General features: G+C 37.1%; 16 protein-coding genes. 3 read left to right on the forward strand and 13 right to left on the reverse strand.

Annotated elements, in window-relative coordinates; genetic code table 11:
• Window positions 1-117: 117 nt before the first annotated feature.
• From nqrM to EPA86_RS11720, 11 genes are all read right to left on the reverse strand, one after another.
• Window positions 118-372, reverse strand: a complete 255-nt coding sequence (gene nqrM, locus EPA86_RS11670) for a (Na+)-NQR maturation NqrM (RefSeq protein ID WP_140603810.1) — start codon at window positions 370-372, stop codon at window positions 118-120.
• A gap of 78 nt (window positions 373-450) precedes the next feature.
• On the reverse strand, window positions 451-1,470 hold the full coding sequence (locus tag EPA86_RS11675; RefSeq protein ID WP_140603812.1) for an FAD:protein FMN transferase: 1,020 nt from the start codon (window positions 1,468-1,470) through the stop codon (window positions 451-453).
• 240 nt (window positions 1,471-1,710) lie between these two features.
• Window positions 1,711-2,934, reverse strand: coding sequence for an NADH:ubiquinone reductase (Na(+)-transporting) subunit F (nqrF, locus tag EPA86_RS11680; protein ID WP_140603814.1), 1,224 nt, complete (start codon window positions 2,932-2,934; stop codon window positions 1,711-1,713).
• Between the two features lie 63 nt (window positions 2,935-2,997).
• Window positions 2,998-3,621 carry an NADH:ubiquinone reductase (Na(+)-transporting) subunit E gene (nqrE, locus tag EPA86_RS11685; protein ID WP_140603816.1) on the reverse strand — a complete coding sequence of 208 codons (624 nt, stop codon included), beginning with the start codon at window positions 3,619-3,621 and terminating at the stop codon, window positions 2,998-3,000.
• A gap of 4 nt (window positions 3,622-3,625) precedes the next feature.
• On the reverse strand, window positions 3,626-4,249 hold the full coding sequence (locus tag EPA86_RS11690) for an NADH:ubiquinone reductase (Na(+)-transporting) subunit D (RefSeq protein WP_140603818.1): 624 nt from the start codon (window positions 4,247-4,249) through the stop codon (window positions 3,626-3,628).
• Complete coding sequence (locus EPA86_RS11695) at window positions 4,249-5,028, reverse strand: Na(+)-translocating NADH-quinone reductase subunit C (RefSeq protein ID WP_140603820.1); 780 nt, start codon at window positions 5,026-5,028, stop codon at window positions 4,249-4,251. The genes EPA86_RS11690 and EPA86_RS11695 overlap by 1 nt, the downstream gene beginning before the upstream one ends.
• On the reverse strand, window positions 5,021-6,223 hold the full coding sequence (locus EPA86_RS11700; protein WP_140603822.1) for an NADH:ubiquinone reductase (Na(+)-transporting) subunit B: 1,203 nt from the start codon (window positions 6,221-6,223) through the stop codon (window positions 5,021-5,023). The genes EPA86_RS11695 and EPA86_RS11700 overlap by 8 nt, the downstream gene beginning before the upstream one ends.
• A gap of 2 nt (window positions 6,224-6,225) precedes the next feature.
• Window positions 6,226-7,563 carry a Na(+)-translocating NADH-quinone reductase subunit A gene (locus EPA86_RS11705; protein WP_140603824.1) on the reverse strand — a complete coding sequence of 446 codons (1,338 nt, stop codon included), beginning with the start codon at window positions 7,561-7,563 and terminating at the stop codon, window positions 6,226-6,228.
• 496 nt (window positions 7,564-8,059) lie between these two features.
• On the reverse strand, window positions 8,060-9,430 hold the full coding sequence (locus tag EPA86_RS11710) for a hypothetical protein (protein WP_140603826.1): 1,371 nt from the start codon (window positions 9,428-9,430) through the stop codon (window positions 8,060-8,062).
• Window positions 9,427-10,296, reverse strand: coding sequence for an ABC transporter ATP-binding protein (locus tag EPA86_RS11715; RefSeq protein ID WP_140603828.1), 870 nt, complete (start codon window positions 10,294-10,296; stop codon window positions 9,427-9,429). The genes EPA86_RS11710 and EPA86_RS11715 overlap by 4 nt, the downstream gene beginning before the upstream one ends.
• Window positions 10,297-10,299: 3 nt before the next feature.
• Entirely contained in the window at window positions 10,300-10,701 is a 402-nt protein-coding gene (locus tag EPA86_RS11720) for a GntR family transcriptional regulator (protein ID WP_211664931.1), read from the reverse strand.
• 188 nt (window positions 10,702-10,889) lie between these two features.
• On the opposite strand from EPA86_RS11720, the gene EPA86_RS11725 reads away from it, so the two are divergent.
• Window positions 10,890-11,723, forward strand: coding sequence for an HDOD domain-containing protein (locus EPA86_RS11725; RefSeq protein ID WP_140603832.1), 834 nt, complete (start codon window positions 10,890-10,892; stop codon window positions 11,721-11,723).
• Between the two features lie 76 nt (window positions 11,724-11,799).
• Here the strand turns inward: EPA86_RS11725 and fabV are convergent, their stop codons facing one another.
• Both fabV and bolA read right to left on the reverse strand, forming a co-directional pair.
• The gene (gene fabV, locus EPA86_RS11730; protein WP_140603834.1) at window positions 11,800-12,990 is read right to left on the reverse strand and encodes an enoyl-ACP reductase FabV; all 1,191 of its coding nucleotides are present in this window, start codon (window positions 12,988-12,990) and stop codon (window positions 11,800-11,802) included.
• A 133-nt stretch (window positions 12,991-13,123) separates the two neighbouring features.
• Window positions 13,124-13,438 (reverse strand): transcriptional regulator BolA, encoded by a 315-nt coding sequence (gene bolA / locus EPA86_RS11735; RefSeq protein ID WP_140603836.1) that lies wholly within the window; start codon window positions 13,436-13,438, stop codon window positions 13,124-13,126.
• Window positions 13,439-13,649: 211 nt separating this feature from the next.
• Between bolA and EPA86_RS11740 the strand changes: the two genes are divergently transcribed.
• Window positions 13,650-14,828 carry a methyltransferase gene (locus EPA86_RS11740; protein WP_140603838.1) on the forward strand — a complete coding sequence of 393 codons (1,179 nt, stop codon included), beginning with the start codon at window positions 13,650-13,652 and terminating at the stop codon, window positions 14,826-14,828.
• A 59-nt stretch (window positions 14,829-14,887) separates the two neighbouring features.
• Window positions 14,888-15,448: a YajG family lipoprotein gene (locus tag EPA86_RS11745; protein WP_140603840.1), complete on the forward strand. Its 561-nt coding sequence runs from the start codon at window positions 14,888-14,890 to the stop codon at window positions 15,446-15,448.
• Window positions 15,449-15,458: the final 10 nt, after the last annotated feature.

A 15,458-nucleotide genomic window follows, 5' to 3' on the forward strand; every position in this document is an offset into this window, starting at 1 on the left:
CCTCATATGGCCTTAAAATACAAAACGCCTGATGAAATTCATCAGGCGTTTTAGAAAAAAAGTGTCAACCTATATCAGGACAACACACTTAAGCCACTTTTAATAGAAGTAGCATAATCATATATTCTTTACGTCTATAGTTTCTTGGTTGTCATGTAACGCCTTATTAGCTTCTTGCTCTTCTAACGCAGCTAATCTTTCTCTTTCGCGTCTATTTTCACACGGGTTATCGCAGTTGCATTCTTTATCAATGCCAACACTAGCTAAACCACCACAACTGCCTGAAAGTTCTTTTTTTTGGAATATATAGCCAACAGCCATTGCTGCGCCAATGACTAGAAAAAAACCAAAAGTAATCAAAAAATAAGTCATAACCCCTACTACTCTCTTTAACTAAAATAACAATGACTAACAAACACTTGCTAGCTATGCTAAATACAATCTACATTGCTACTTTAAATACTGTTTGAATTTTACCGTAAATTGCTCATTAAAGCCATGTTCTGACTTTGATATAAAATAAGCTGCCAGCTGATGTTGCTCTGCAAACGCTAAACCTTTTTCAGCTCCAAGTACCATTAAAAGTGTCGATAAACCATCAGCGGTCATTGACGATGGATGAATGACCGTAACCGATACAAGGTTATGCTTAATAGGCTTTCCGGTATCAGGGTCAATAATATGTGAAAAGCGAGTGCCATCAGCTTCAAAGTAATTACGATAATCACCCGAAGTTGCCATAGCATTATCTTTGGGGACTATAAACTGTTGAACACTGCGCTCAGTAGTAATAGGCTTTTCGATGGCTACAACCCATAATTCGCCCGTACTTTTAACTCCTTTAAGACGCAATTCACCGCCTATCTCTACAAGGTAGTTACTAAAGCCATTGGCTTCAATTAATTCAGCGACGACATCAACGCCATAGCCTTTTGCAATCGTCGATAAGTCAATCGCAAGCTCTGGCTTTACTTTAGCTAGTTTATTACCGGTTAACGTTAAGTTCTCTAAACCAATTTGTGACTTCGTTTTGGCAATGAGCTCTTCGCTTGGAGTTTTTTCTGGTCGATATTCAGGGCCAAAGCCCCACAGATTAACCAAAGGTCCAACAGTGATATCTAACTTGCCTTTACTGATTTCACCTAAGCGGAGTGATTCTGCTAATACTCGTGCAAAGCCATCAGATATTTTCATCGCTTCCGTTGATCTAGATTGATTAAACTGTGATATCTCAGAGCTTGGAATATAAGTCGACATCTCTTGGTTAACCTGCTTTAACGCTTCATCAATTTTCTGCTGAAGTTTAATGGATTTAACCTTTTCAAGAGTCGAAACGACCTTAATATTATAGGTTGTTCCCATTGTTCTCCCTTGAAGTAATATTTCAGCTTTATCTGATTTATTACTCGGGAAGCAACCACTCAATGCTACTAACAATGTTGCTAGCATTAATAATTTTATTTTCTGCATTTTATTCATTCCAAAAATTTTATTTATCTCAACAAACTCTGCCAAATTAACTGAGATAAATATCATCTTATAGAAATAATAAAGACGACCTAAGTCGCCTTTATTTAATCTTCAATAGTATATTTGAGAATTAAGCCATAGATAGTGGTATTAGTTCAAGGCGGATGTACGGAGCCTATAATGATAGGTGAGTACATCCAACGCAGAAATAGTGCCGATAGCTAAGCTTAAAATCAAATATTAGCCACCGAAGTCATCTAGAAGTATGTTTTCATCTTCTACACCAAGATCTTTCAGCATGCCAATTACAGCAGCGTTCATCATTGGTGGCCCACACATGTAGTATTCACAATCTTCTGGCGCTTCATGATCTTTCAAGTACTGTTCATATAGTACATTATGAATGAAGCCCGTCAGACCATCCCAATTATCTTCAGGCTGTGGATCAGATAAAGCAACATGCCATTCAAAATTATCGTTTTCATTGGCAAGCATGTTGTAGTCATCTTCGTAGAACATTTCACGAAGAGAACGTGCACCATACCAGAAACTCATCTTACGCTTAGACTTAAGACGCTTAAGTTGGTCAAATATATGTGAACGCATTGGCGCCATACCTGCACCACCACCGATAAATACCATTTCGTTATCAGTTTCTTTAGCGAAGAATTCACCAAATGGACCAGATATAGTTACCTTATCGCCAGGCTTAAGGCTAAAGATGAATGATGACATTTTACCTGCTGGTAAATGTAACTTCCCAGGAGGCGGCGTAGCGATACGCACGTTAAGCATAATAATGCCTTCTTCTTCTGGGTAGTTAGCCATTGAGTAGGCACGTAACGTGTCAGTATCAACTTTAGACTCTACATCGAAGAAACCAAAATGCTCCCAGTCACCACGATATTGTTCTTCAATATCAAAGTCTTTGTATTTAACATGGTGAGCTGGCGCTTCAATTTGAATATAACCACCCGCTTTGAACGGAACCGATTCACCATCAGGGATACCAAGCTTCAATTCTTTAATGAAAGTTGCTTTGTTATCATTTGAAATAACTTCACATTCCCATTGCTGAACACCAAAGATCTCGTCTTCAACTTCAATTTCCATGTCTTGCTTAACAGCAACTTGACAGGCTAAACGACAACCTTCTTTCGCTTCACGCTTTGTGATGTGGCCTTGCTCAGTTGGTAAAATATCGCCACCACCTGAGTGAACTTCTACGCGACACTGACCACATGTACCACCACCACCACAAGCTGAAGGAATAAAAATACCTTGATCAGCTAGGGCACCTAATAATTTGCCACCCGCAGCAGTAGTTACTGCCTTTTCAGGGTCGCCATTAATACCAATCGTAACGTCACCACTAGAAACTAATTTAGATTTAGCAAATAAAATAACTAAAACTAGTGCTAGTACTATTGCGGTAAACATCGATACGCCGAGAATAATTTCCATCGACTTTTCCTTTAAACTTCTCTAAGGGTGTAATGCGATATATGCGCATTACACCGACCAAACTTATAGGGAAATACCACCGAAAGACAAAAAGCCAAAAGCCATTAGTCCAGCAGTAATAAATGTAATACCTAAACCTTTCAAACCACTTGGAACATCAGAATATTTCATTTTCTCACGTAAACCCGCAAGTAAAACAATTGCTAATGCCCAACCGATACCAGATCCAATACCATAAACCACTGATTCACCTAACGTATAGTTACGTGCAACCATGAAAGAAACTGCACCGAAAATCGCACAGTTTACCGTGATTAGTGGTAAGAAGATTCCAAGTGCTTGATAAAGCGCAGGGAAGTATTTATCTAGTACCATCTCAAGGATTTGAACAAGAGCAGCAATTACACCAATAAAGGTAATAAATGATAAGAAGCTCAAATCAATAGATTGAGTAGGATCAGTTATACCTAACAAGCTATCTAAAGCACCTGGTGCTAAAACTGCTTGATAAATAACTTGGTTAGCAGGTACTGCGATACCTAATACCACAATTACTGCAACACCCAGACCTATTGCTGTATCTACTTTTTTAGATACAGCAAGGAAAGTACACATACCTAAAAAGAATGATAAGGCAATGTTTTCAATAAAGATGGTTTTTACTAATAAACTTAAATAATGTTCCATCGTATTAATCCTTCTCAACTTGTTCTGGTTTCCACTGGCGTACACCCCAGATAACTAAACCAATAATGAAGAATGAACTAAATGGCAATACGAGTAAGCCATTACCTTGATACCAACCACCGTTTTGAATCAATGGTAGGACTTCAATACCGAAAAATGTACCGAAACCTAATAGCTCACGGAAAAATGCAACAATAATTAAGATTGCACCGTAACCTAAACCGTTACCAATACCATCCCAAAAACTTACACCTGGCTTTTCTTTCATAGCAAAAGCTTCAGCACGGCCCATTACAATACAGTTAGTAATAATCAAACCAATGTATACGGATAACTCTTTTGATAATTGGTATGAAAAAGCCTTTAAGACTTGGTCAACTACAATTACTAAAGAAGCAATAATAGCCATTTGCACGATAATACGTACGCTTGATGGAATATGGTTACGAATAATCGAAATAAATAAGTTCGAAAATGCTGTAACCAAAACAACCGCAATGGTCATTACTAAAGCATTAGCCATTGAACTTGTTACAGCTAATGCTGAACAAATACCTAAAACTTGTAATGCGATTGGGTTATTGTCAACAATCGGTTGAGTTAAAACCTTTTTAGAATCAGATGACATTAGTTAACACCCCCTGCACGATATTTAGCAATAAAAGGTGCATAACCTTCTTCACCAAACCAAAACTGAAGAGTACGAGTAACACCATTACTTGTTAATGTAGCACCAGATAATGCATCAACACCGTGAATGTCATTAGCTTTCGCACCACCTTTAACTAAGCTAGCTTTTACTTCTCCAGCACTGTTGTAAATTTTCTTACCAGGCCATAATGCTTTCCACTTAGGGTTCACTACTTCGGCGCCTAAGCCCGGAGTTTCTTTGTGATCTGAATAAACAACACTACGAACAGTATTTAAATCAGACTCTAAGCCAACATAGCCGTACATTAAGTCCCATAAACCAGAACCTACGATTGGTAAAACAACGGTTTCAACCACATTATTCTCGTTACGTACTAGGTACACAACAGCATCATGTGAACGACGATTGATACCAGCGATATCATTCTTAGGCTTTTCAGATTTTTTAGCATCGCGAGAGTTACTACGCTCGTCAAATAAATCTGGGTTACCTTCAATAAACTCACCAGAGTCTAAATCAATCATTTTCGCTTCAACAAACTTAGCATATGTTGCTTTGATATCTTTTGAAGAACCATCAGTTTTAGCAAGTAAACCTGATGCTTCTAAAATTTTAGTTTGTTGATCAAGTAATTTATTGGCTACTTGAAGTGGTTTCAATTGAATTGCAGAAATTGAAACTAAGGCAGCACACACTAAACATACTGCAGTAACAAAACCGACCGTTTTGCCGAATGTTTCTTTATTACTAGACATTACGTGCAAGCCTCCGTTTAATGTTGCCTTTCACTACAAAGTAGTCGAAAAGTGGCGCAAACAAGTTAGCAAATAAAATCGCTAACATCATGCCTTCTGGGAATGCTGGGTTCACTACACGAACTAATACCACCATGATACCGACAAGGGCACCAAACCAGTATTTACCTGTATTAGTGAAAGATGCTGAAACCGGGTCAGTTGCCATGAACATCATACCAAAAGCAAATCCACCAACAACTAAATGCCAATGCCAAGGCATAGCAAACATGTGGTTAGTATCACTTCCAATAGCATTGAATAACAATGATGTGACAACCATACCGCCAAATACACCTAAAACGATACGCCATGAAGCAATACCTTTATAAAGGATATAAGCACCACCGAGCAATATAGCGAAAGTAGAAACTTCACCTACAGAACCTGGGATGAAACCCCAAAAAGCATCCCACCATTCAGCATTCATTGAGTAATCAACTAAACCTTGGTTAGCAGCGCTAAGTGCAGTTGCACCAGAGAAGCCATCAGCAGCAACCCAAACACCGTCACCTGAGATTTGCGCAGGGTAAGCAAAGAATAAAAATGCACGACCCGCTAATGCAGGGTTTAAGAAGTTCTTACCAGTACCACCAAAAACTTCTTTCGCAATAACGATACCAAAGGTAATACCGATAGCTACTTGCCATAATGGAATAGTAGCAGGAACAATTAATGCGAATAGTATTGATGAAACGAAGAAGCCTTCATTAACTTCATGGTTACGTACTGCAGCAAACAATACTTCCCAAAAACCACCAACAATAAAGGTAACCGCATAAATAGGTAAGAAGAAACAGGCACCGTATAGCATCATGCTAAACCAACCTGAATCAGCGTTTAACACGCCACCAAACATTGCGAATAAAGCTGTTTGCCATGTATCAGGGGTAGCATAACCAGCGGCTAAAGCATCAACTGCTTGATAACCAATGTTATACATCCCAAAGAACATTGCAGGGAAAACAGCTAACCAAACAGTGATCATAATACGTTTTAAATCGATGCTATCACGAACATGGGTTTTACCTTTGTTCACGTAACCAGGTGTGAATAAACCTGTAGCAACGGCTTCGTATAATGCAAACCATTTTTCGTGTTTACCGCCTTTTTCAAAATGCGGCTCAATATCTTCAATAAACTTTTTCAAGCCCATGTCTAACCTTCCTTCTCAATTGTGGTTAGGCAATCACGAAGATGTACGCCGTAATCTGTTTTGCCTGGGCAAACAAATGTACAAAGCGCTAAATCTTCTTCGTCTAGCTCTAAGGCACCAAGTTGTTGTGCAGTGTCAGTATCTTTCGCCACTAAATCACGCAATAACATGGTAGGTAAAATATCTAGAGGCATAACACGCTCAAAGTTGCCAATTGGCACCATCGCACGCTCACTACCATTAGTTGTAGTGGTCATATTGAATAATTTCTTAGGGAAGAAATGAGACATATATGCACGTGTAACAGAGAACTTGTTAGGGCCTGGGTACATGTAACCAATAAATTCTTTTTCACGACCTTCAAGAATCAATGAAACTTGTACATGATAACGGCCTAAGTAGCCATGAACCGCTGTTGCTGTAGCACCCATAAGTAGAGAGCCAGAAACCACACGAAGTTCACCTTCAGTTACTTCACCGGCTGTTAACTCATCTGTATTCGCACCTAATACAGTACGAACTAAACGAGGGTTCTTAGCCGCAGGACCTGCAAGTGAAATAACACGTGTGCTATCTAATTCACCTGTAGTGAATAACTTAGCGATTGCAATCACATCTTGATAACCAACATGCCATACAAATCGCTCTGCATTTGCAGCTTTAAGGAAATGGATATGGGTACCCACTAAACCAGCTGGATGCTTACCGGCAAACTCAGTAACAGTTGCGTTGCTATCCACAGGAATATTTGCACCAGGTGCTTTACTTACGAAAACTTCACCGTCAGTAAGACGAGAAAGGATCGTTAAGCCCTGTTGAAATGCTTCTGCTTGCTCAGCAATAATCACTTCTGGATTTGCAGCTAATGGATTTGTATCCATTGCACTAACGAAAATCGCAGCTGGAGTACTGTCAACAACAGGAACTTTGCTGAATGGGCGTGTTCTTAACGAAGTCCAAAGACCTGAATCGACAAGGTTTTTCACTACGTCTTCACGCGCAATACTTGCTAATTCATTCGCTGGGTAAGAAGCAAACGTTTCTTTTGCATCGCCGTCGACTTCAACAACAACTGATTGCAAAACACGTTTTTCACCACGGTTAATTTCTTTAACAACACCAGCAGCTTGAGATGTGTACTTCACGCCAGGATTTTTTTTATCTTCAAAAATCACCTGACCTTTAGTTACGCGATCACCCACTTTAACAAACATGGTTGGACGCATACCCACAAACTCTTCACCGAGTGTTGCAACGGTTTTGATGGTCGGACCATCATGGATTACCTGCTGAGGAGCACCTTGTACAGGAACATCTAAGCCTTTTTTTATTGTAATCATAAACACTTGCACTACTTTTGATGGGAGTATAAAACCAGCTCGTTAGCTTATCTAATTAATATCAAAATAAATTAATACTTAAATATCAATTAGATAAATTGTAACTTGCCGACTTCAGTGTATTTCAGTAAGTCTATAATTTTAGTCGTAAATATAAATTTAGCGAAAAAAATGTGACCCACTGGCTCTAAGTTAAAATTTTCTGGCGCGAATACTACCATAAAAAGGCTATTTTATTCTACGGTAACTGAGCAATTTTCCTGAAAAATTACATGATTAAATTTGATTCAAACGACAATTTGTTGAAAGAATTCATCACATTTTTTATACAAGGCATTCAGAGAGTGGAAAAGACAAGAAATGATGTTTAAAACAAACGAATTGTATACAATTCGTTTGTTTTACTGATTGTGATTAACTAGTAATCAACTGACTAAAAACAGTAAGCATAAAGCTGTTCTATAAATAATCAGCTGAATAAATGAAAAATATAGATTTACACTGTAACAGTAAACCGATGAAGATAACGCCTAATTGTGTATACGCACAAGCTAGCACAAACAAGCATGACAGTGAAGATTGAGGACAATGAAATTGCTGAATCGATACCGTTATGCGTCATTTCTAAAATAAGTAACATAAAGAGTATAAAATTAAAAACAATTATAAAAATGTACTTTTGAAATCCGGTCGATTTATTACTCCAGCAGAAAAACATCAAGGCGCTGTTAATTAAACATAGTGCTATAGCTAGCAAACAGACTTTAAAATATATGCCCCACGACAAGTGCTCAAAAGTCAAAATAGTTATCGCAACCAACATAGCAATAAATACAATAATTGCGCCTTGATTAAATAAAATGTATTTAATAAAAGCTTTAGCAAAAGATTGCTTGTCATTAAATCGAGGTAATATTGACAACCTCGCTAAATAACTGCTTTTACTATTGACCATTTGAAATAAAGTAATAGAGGCAGTACCAATAATAATGGCCGGTACTATAGAAATTAAAGGTATAAAAGCAGCATAATGACTCTGGTCTAATGTTAGAGCAACGCTACATACTAATATCGTCGCTAAAGACCAAGTAATATATGAGTATCTGCTAAATGATGCACTACTATGACAACCAATGGCGATGAGTTTTCTCATTGACAATCTTTGCTGAAATTCATCAGCAGCACTTATGATTTTTCTCTCATGACCAAAATTTAAATTGCCCCACCAGCGCATAAAAATATTTTGTGATTCTGGTGGAATATGATCTTGTGCTGCCAAGGTTCTATCTAAGCTTGCATTAACCATTAGCATCATTTTAGCGATATGTTTACTGGGTTTTCGATAGACCACCAATTTATCAAGTAACCACCATGTACATACAGCTATAGCCGGAAAAATATAAACAAAAAAGCTCATTACCTGATCAAAAGTTACCACAATAGATAGCGACTCAAAGCTGATTGGCAATAACATAATCGCAAAAAATATTATTTGATATTTAGGTAGATATATCATGGCAGCCATTAACATTGCGCAAGCTAACATGATAGATATTAATCCGAGCCACATCCAAAAGTTTGGCAATAGAAGTAAAGTTGGCAATAAACTAATGCCCAATATTTGTAGCAGCTCTGTTTTTAACTGTGATGAAAAACCTGGCAGTACAGCTGAGCTTTGACTATGTGTTAATAAAGGTAGTCGCATAGCAACTATTAAATATAACGTAAGATTGCTTAAACCGATTAGAGCAACCAATAACGCTTGCTTTTGTTCAAAATCTAATATGGTGCGAAACCATAATGATGCAAACCACAGCACAATAATAAATATTCTGGCATACCAGCCATAAGTTAAAATATTTTTCATGATGCGGTGATCTCCAAAAAGATATCTTCTAGCCCCATCGGCTTAATATCAATTTTAACACCTTGCTGTTTCTGCTCTTCTAACCATATCAAATCAACTTTTGTTACAACGCAATATGTATTATTTCCCTTGATATCACTTCTTAAAGCATTTGGAATTTGCTGCTGAGATAATTGTTGCCCATGCATCACCAACTGCACCACATTTTCCTTAGTTTTATCTAAATCATCAAAATAACAAATTTTGCCCTTATCCAAGATAGCAACCTTACTTGCCAGACGTTCTAGATCTGACGTGATATGAGTTGAAAAGATCACAGTAATGTTTTCATCGCAAGCCAAATTCACTAACTCTTTGAGTAGATCTCTCCTGCCTGCAGGATCTAATGCTGATGCAGGTTCATCAAAAATGAGTAACTTTGGCATGGAAGCAAGAGCCAAGATAATCAGCACTTTTTGAGCTTGTCCTGGTGAAAGTTCTATCATTTTTTTACGGGTATCTATTTGCCACTTATCAAGATAGTAGTTAACTTTTTCATCTGACCATTGTTGATAAAATTGTTTTCTAAACTTGATTAAATCAGTCACGGGCAGCCAAGTAATTTCATCATTTTCTTGTGGTACATAACCTATTTTTTCTTTTGATGAGATACTTAAACTATGATGCGCTTCATCAAAAACTGAAATTTGGCCACCATCAATTTCATCGATATTTAATAAGCTTTTCAATAACGTTGATTTTCCAGCGCCATTCTTCCCCAATAAACCAACAATGTCTCCTTGGCTGACCTGCCAATTTAATCCAGATAATACCGATTGCTTATCATAAGATTTATTCAAACTTTCTATTGAAATAACTGTAGACATTTATTACTCCTTAATCACAGCTAGACTGTACTCAGCATCAAGCTTCTCTTTAAATAACTTGGTTAACTCATCATCAGTTAATCCCATTAGCATTGCTTCTTTAACTAATTCATCAATCATTGCTGAAAGCACCAACAACCTCTCTTTATTTGATTTTTCTGGAGCTTGTTTAGCTACTGCCATCCCCTTGCCACGTAAGCGAGTTAATACTCCACGCTCTTCGAGTAAGCCATAGGCCTTTGAAACCGTCATAGGGTTAACTTCTAATTCAGATGCAACTTGCCTTACAGAAGGCAGTACTTCACCTTGTGAAAAAGCATCCGTTAAGATCATGCGTTCTATCTGTGTACATAGTTGCTTGTATATGGGTATTCCTGAGCTTGCTGAAATTGAAAATTGAGTCACATTCATCAATCCAAAACTATAGTGTATCGATACAATAATACACCAATACAGATAAAGCAATTTTTTTGTTCGGCAATCAACAAATTTAAAAAACTTGAACTAAGTCAACATCAATAACAAGCATCGTGCTATAACAGTTGAAGACAAAAAATTTCCCTTCAGGCGTTTCGAATTAAGCAGGAAAAAAAATGATTGAACTAGATAATGAGAAAATGGCGGGTGTTGTTGCAAGTTATCAAGTCCCAGTGAAACCAGAAATATTAAGTGAAATTCAAAGCTTAATGGACGAAGATGAGCCAAATATTGAACTAATCGCTCAATTAATCAGTAATGATGTTGGCTTGTCTGCCACTATTTTGAAAATCATCAACTCACCCTTTTATGGCATGAATAGGCGCATTTCTGAAATTAAACAAGCAGTAATGATGTTAGGACTTAACACTATTAACGGGCTAGTTACGGCGATATTACTAAAGTCTTCTTTCCAAGGGGATGCCTGTATTTCTTTAGAGCGATTTTGGGACGATGCTCTTGATGTAGCCAATGCAATGACATTTATTGGTAACAAGATTAAAAGTAAAATCCCTGTCGATATGCTGTATACCATCGGCTTATTTCATGACTGTGGTATTCCACTTCTTGCACTCAAGTTTAGTAATTACAAAGATATTCTTATTGAAGCAAATAGTGCAGGAGAAACCTCTATTGCCTTAGAGGAAAAAAACTATAGCACCAACCATGCAGTGCTTGGTTATTACGTTGCCTCTTCTTGGCACTTACCTAAAGATATTTGCCAGCTAATTTTACAGCATCATGATGAAAAATATCTTTCCACCATTACAGGTAGTCAAGAACAATTAGCCTTTGCTGCTCTTAAAGCTGCTGAAAATATGGTTGAGCGAGTTAAACGATTTAAATTGGCACCAGATTGGCATCAACACTCAGCACAAGTGTTAAGTGTGTTAGGTATTACCGAAGAGGATTATACTGATTTAGAAGAAGACTATAACGATATGCTTTAACAGAAAATATGTTTATTGAATAAAAAAAACCTTTTGCTAAAGCAAAAGGTTTTTATCAATTATAAATCCAATGCAATTAAAGTAAGTTGCTTATTGCTAACTCAGGACTAACGTCTGCATCATAATCAACACCATCAACGTTAAAACCAAATAATTTCAAGAATTCAGCGTGATAACCAACATAATCCGTTAATTCATCAATCGTATCAGTATCAACGGTGTTCCAAATGTCTGTTACTCGTTGCTGAACACTCTCTTCAAGTTCTTTATAATTTTGACGGAATCGACCCTGCTCATCAATACGCGGAGTGTCACCATAAATATTCTCTTTGAACAGGTTTGAAATTTGTTCAATACAACCTTCATATGTACCGTCGGCTTTCATTACTTTAAACATAGCAGAAATGTATAAAGGCATAATTGGAATAGCAGAACTTGCTTGAGTAACTACCGCATTCAATGAAGTAACACGTGCTTGACCATTCAATGAAGCTGTTACGTTATTAATAGCAGTTGCTGCTCTATCTAAATCTTCTTTCGCTTTACCAATCGTTGCTTTACCGTAGATTGGCCAAGTTAACTCTTTACCAATATAAGTATATGCTACTGTTTTTACGCCTTGTGCTAATACACCCGCATCATTAAGCGCATTCATCCATAATTCCCAGTCAGCACCACCCATGACATCGATAGTACCTTGGATTTCAGCGTCATTTGCCGCTTCAACTGACACTTCATCAATAACACGTTTTGAAGTGTTTAAATTCTTTGTGGTAACACTTTGACCAATAGGCTTTAATGTTGAAGAGTAAACTTCACCTGTGTCAGGATCCGTTCTACGTGGTGAAGCAAGTGAGTAAACGACTAAATCAATTTTGCCCATATCAGCTTTAATTGCTTCAATTGCCTGAGCTTTAACTTCATGAGAAAAAGCGTCGCCATTTATATTCTTTGAGTAAATACCAGCTTCATCAGCTGCTTGTTGAAAAGCTGCTGTGTTATACCAACCAGCACTTGCCGTTTTCTTTTCTGTCGGAGGCTTCTCGAAGAAAATGCCTAATGTTTTAGCATTGTGACCAAAAGCTGATGTAATACGAGAAGCTAAACCGTAACCCGTTGAAGCGCCGATCACTAATACATTCTTAGGACCATCAGCTGTGTAAGCTTGCTCTTTAACATATGCAATTTGCTCATTTACGTGAGCCTGACAACCTGTTGGGTGAGCATTAGTACAAATAAAACCACGAATTTTTGGTTTAATAACCATAAGAAAACCTTTTATTTTTGTGAATAACTGACTTAAATAATATTAAGCTAGTTTGAATATATAAAAAATTGCTGCCTAGTTTACCTTGCTTTTCTTACAAAGAGGTACGAGCAGTTTGAGTTGTGCGTACTTACTACTTACCACCGCCTAAACATTTAGGGGAAAGCGGCGTATTGTCAGCATAATGATCATGCCACTCTTTTTTCGTATAAGTATGTAGCGCCAGCGCGTGAATATGCTCAGCAAGTTCTGTGGCTAACACTTTATTCACTGCACGGTGACGTTTAATCAAGCGCTCTTCTTCAAATTCTTCAGAAACAATAACCACCTTAAAGTGCGATTCACTTCCAGGAGGAACATTGTGTTGATTACTTTCATTAACGACATCTAAAACTACAGGAGAAAAGGCCGACATTAATTTTTGTTCAATAATTGATTCAATTGTCATAATGGACTCATAGCTGATGATAACCCGTTAATTCTAGCTGATTTAAACTAGTGACTCATCTATTAATTAACAATAATTATTCGTTCATGAGTTTTTCGGGTTGATAAATCACTGTGACAAATTTTTACTATTTTTATCCCTAAGCCACCACAAAAACACAACATTTGTGGCACAATAGCCTTTTTAAAATTTAGTACTTGTAACCTTACTTATGATCAGCCCATTTATTGTCAATGACAAAAACCTATTTCTCACCCGTTACCCTGTAGCTCAAGTCAATAGAAGCTTACAAGCATGGGACTCTGCCGATGAGTACTTAATAAACCATGTTAATGAACAAGAACTTGTTACGCCTATAAGTCAGGTTGCCGTTTTTAATGATACTTTTGGTGCTATAACAACCAGTTTAACGGCAACAACGTATTCAGGTACTCAAGTCTTTTCAATTAATGATTCGCTTATTAGCATGAAAGGTATTGCTTATAACATTGAGCAAAATAATTTAGATAACAGCAATGTGGTACAGCTAAATAGCTTAGATCCTTTACCAAGCTCGACCACACTCATTCTATATAAAATCCCAAAAAGCAAATCACTTTTAGTTGAGCAATTAATAAAGATAAAACAAGTCATGAATAAAGACGTTATCTTTATCGCTGCAGATAGAGCAAAAGAAATACATAGTTCAACCTTGAAGTTATTCGAAAAATACTTGGGAACAACCAAAACATCTTTAGCGGTAAAAAAAGCACGTTTAGTATTTTGCCAACTCGATCACCCTATTAAGCAAGACTCACCATTTCCAACAGTGTGGCCACTTAATCAAAAACAAAAGTTTTCAGAGCAAGAAAGAGATTTTACTATAAGTAATCACGCGAATGTTTATGCGCGGGACAAACTTGATATTGGTGCTCGTTACTTTATTGAAAACTTACCTACAGTTAAAGCTGGTAGTAGCGTCATTGATTTAGGTTGTGGTAATGGGGTTATTGGCTTATCTGTTTTAGCAGAACAAAACGAAGCACAAATCCAATTCTTTGATGAGTCACATATGGCCATTGAGTCAGCAAAAGAGAATATTAAGCAAAATTTACCTAAACTCATGAGCCAATGTCGTTTTCAATTAAACGATTGCTTAACTGATGTTCCAAGTAATAGTGTTGATCTTATTCTCTGTAATCCGCCATTTCACCAACATACCGCCACAACTGACCATATTGCGTGGCAGATGTTTAAAGACAGTTACCGTGTACTAAGAAAAGGTGGTGAATTACGTATTATTGGTAATAGACAATTGGCTTATCATATTAAATTAAAACGTATTTTTGGAAATGAAAAACTTATTGCGAGTAATGATAAGTTTGTTACTCAATCTGCGATAAAGCGTTAAACACGCAAACATTATTACCGTAATAGAATGACTAAGAAATAGTTCAGGAGAAATGCTTCATGTCAGCAAAATCATTTATGTTTATCTTTTTATTAATGACGCTAAGTGCCTGTTCATCTGCGCCGAGTCACTTAATTGTAGCACCAGATGTAACTGTGCCAAGCCATAGTATATATAACAATAAACAAGCTCAGCTAATCGTAAAAGACATGCGAACAAGCAATCATATTGTACAGATTTTGAAAAAGGGTGAAGCGGCCACCATATTGTCGTCGCAAGAACGTTTAGAATCTATTATTCATAAAAACCTCAGCAATAACTGGCAAAAACAAGGTTTATCAATTACTGCACTTGCCTCTACAGCAATTAATATTGATATTGAAAAAGCTATCATTAGTGTCGAGCAAGAGACGATGAAATATCGTACTCAAAGTGAAATTATCATAAAAATCACTATTAATAATGGTCAGCAAACCTTAACAAACACGTTTAAAAATAGAGGCAATAGCGAAGGTGCGCTAAAAGCCGATATAGCCGTGTTGGAGCGCGATTTCAATCAGAATTTAAACACCCTATTACTAACTATATTAAACAGCAAAGATATCAAAGCTTTTTTGTAAGTCTGATGGA

Source organism: Litorilituus lipolyticus (assembly GCF_006439335.1).
Taxonomy (GTDB): Bacteria; Pseudomonadota; Gammaproteobacteria; order Enterobacterales; family Alteromonadaceae; genus Colwellia; species Colwellia lipolytica.

What these genes read in the sequence shown, in the direction of transcription:
- EPA86_RS11710 (WP_140603826.1), bottom strand. Translation starts at nt 9,430, where the DNA reads ATGAAAAATATTTTAACTTATGGCTGGTATGCCAGAATATTTATTATT.
- nqrE (WP_140603816.1), bottom strand. Translation starts at nt 3,621, where the DNA reads ATGGAACATTATTTAAGTTTATTAGTAAAAACCATCTTTATTGAAAAC.
- EPA86_RS11690 (WP_140603818.1), bottom strand. Translation starts at nt 4,249, where the DNA reads ATGTCATCTGATTCTAAAAAGGTTTTAACTCAACCGATTGTTGACAAT.
- bolA (WP_140603836.1), bottom strand. Translation starts at nt 13,438, where the DNA reads ATGACAATTGAATCAATTATTGAACAAAAATTAATGTCGGCCTTTTCT.
- nqrF (WP_140603814.1), bottom strand. Translation starts at nt 2,934, where the DNA reads ATGGAAATTATTCTCGGCGTATCGATGTTTACCGCAATAGTACTAGCA.
- EPA86_RS11705 (WP_140603824.1), bottom strand. Translation starts at nt 7,563, where the DNA reads ATGATTACAATAAAAAAAGGCTTAGATGTTCCTGTACAAGGTGCTCCT.
- nqrM (WP_140603810.1), bottom strand. Translation starts at nt 372, where the DNA reads ATGACTTATTTTTTGATTACTTTTGGTTTTTTTCTAGTCATTGGCGCA.
- EPA86_RS11675 (WP_140603812.1), bottom strand. Translation starts at nt 1,470, where the DNA reads ATGCAGAAAATAAAATTATTAATGCTAGCAACATTGTTAGTAGCATTG.
- EPA86_RS11700 (WP_140603822.1), bottom strand. Translation starts at nt 6,223, where the DNA reads ATGGGCTTGAAAAAGTTTATTGAAGATATTGAGCCGCATTTTGAAAAA.
- fabV (WP_140603834.1), bottom strand. Translation starts at nt 12,990, where the DNA reads ATGGTTATTAAACCAAAAATTCGTGGTTTTATTTGTACTAATGCTCAC.
- EPA86_RS11725 (WP_140603832.1), top strand. Translation starts at nt 10,890, where the DNA reads ATGATTGAACTAGATAATGAGAAAATGGCGGGTGTTGTTGCAAGTTAT.
- EPA86_RS11745 (WP_140603840.1), top strand. Translation starts at nt 14,888, where the DNA reads ATGTCAGCAAAATCATTTATGTTTATCTTTTTATTAATGACGCTAAGT.
- EPA86_RS11695 (WP_140603820.1), bottom strand. Translation starts at nt 5,028, where the DNA reads ATGTCTAGTAATAAAGAAACATTCGGCAAAACGGTCGGTTTTGTTACT.
- EPA86_RS11740 (WP_140603838.1), top strand. Translation starts at nt 13,650, where the DNA reads ATGATCAGCCCATTTATTGTCAATGACAAAAACCTATTTCTCACCCGT.
- EPA86_RS11715 (WP_140603828.1), bottom strand. Translation starts at nt 10,296, where the DNA reads ATGTCTACAGTTATTTCAATAGAAAGTTTGAATAAATCTTATGATAAG.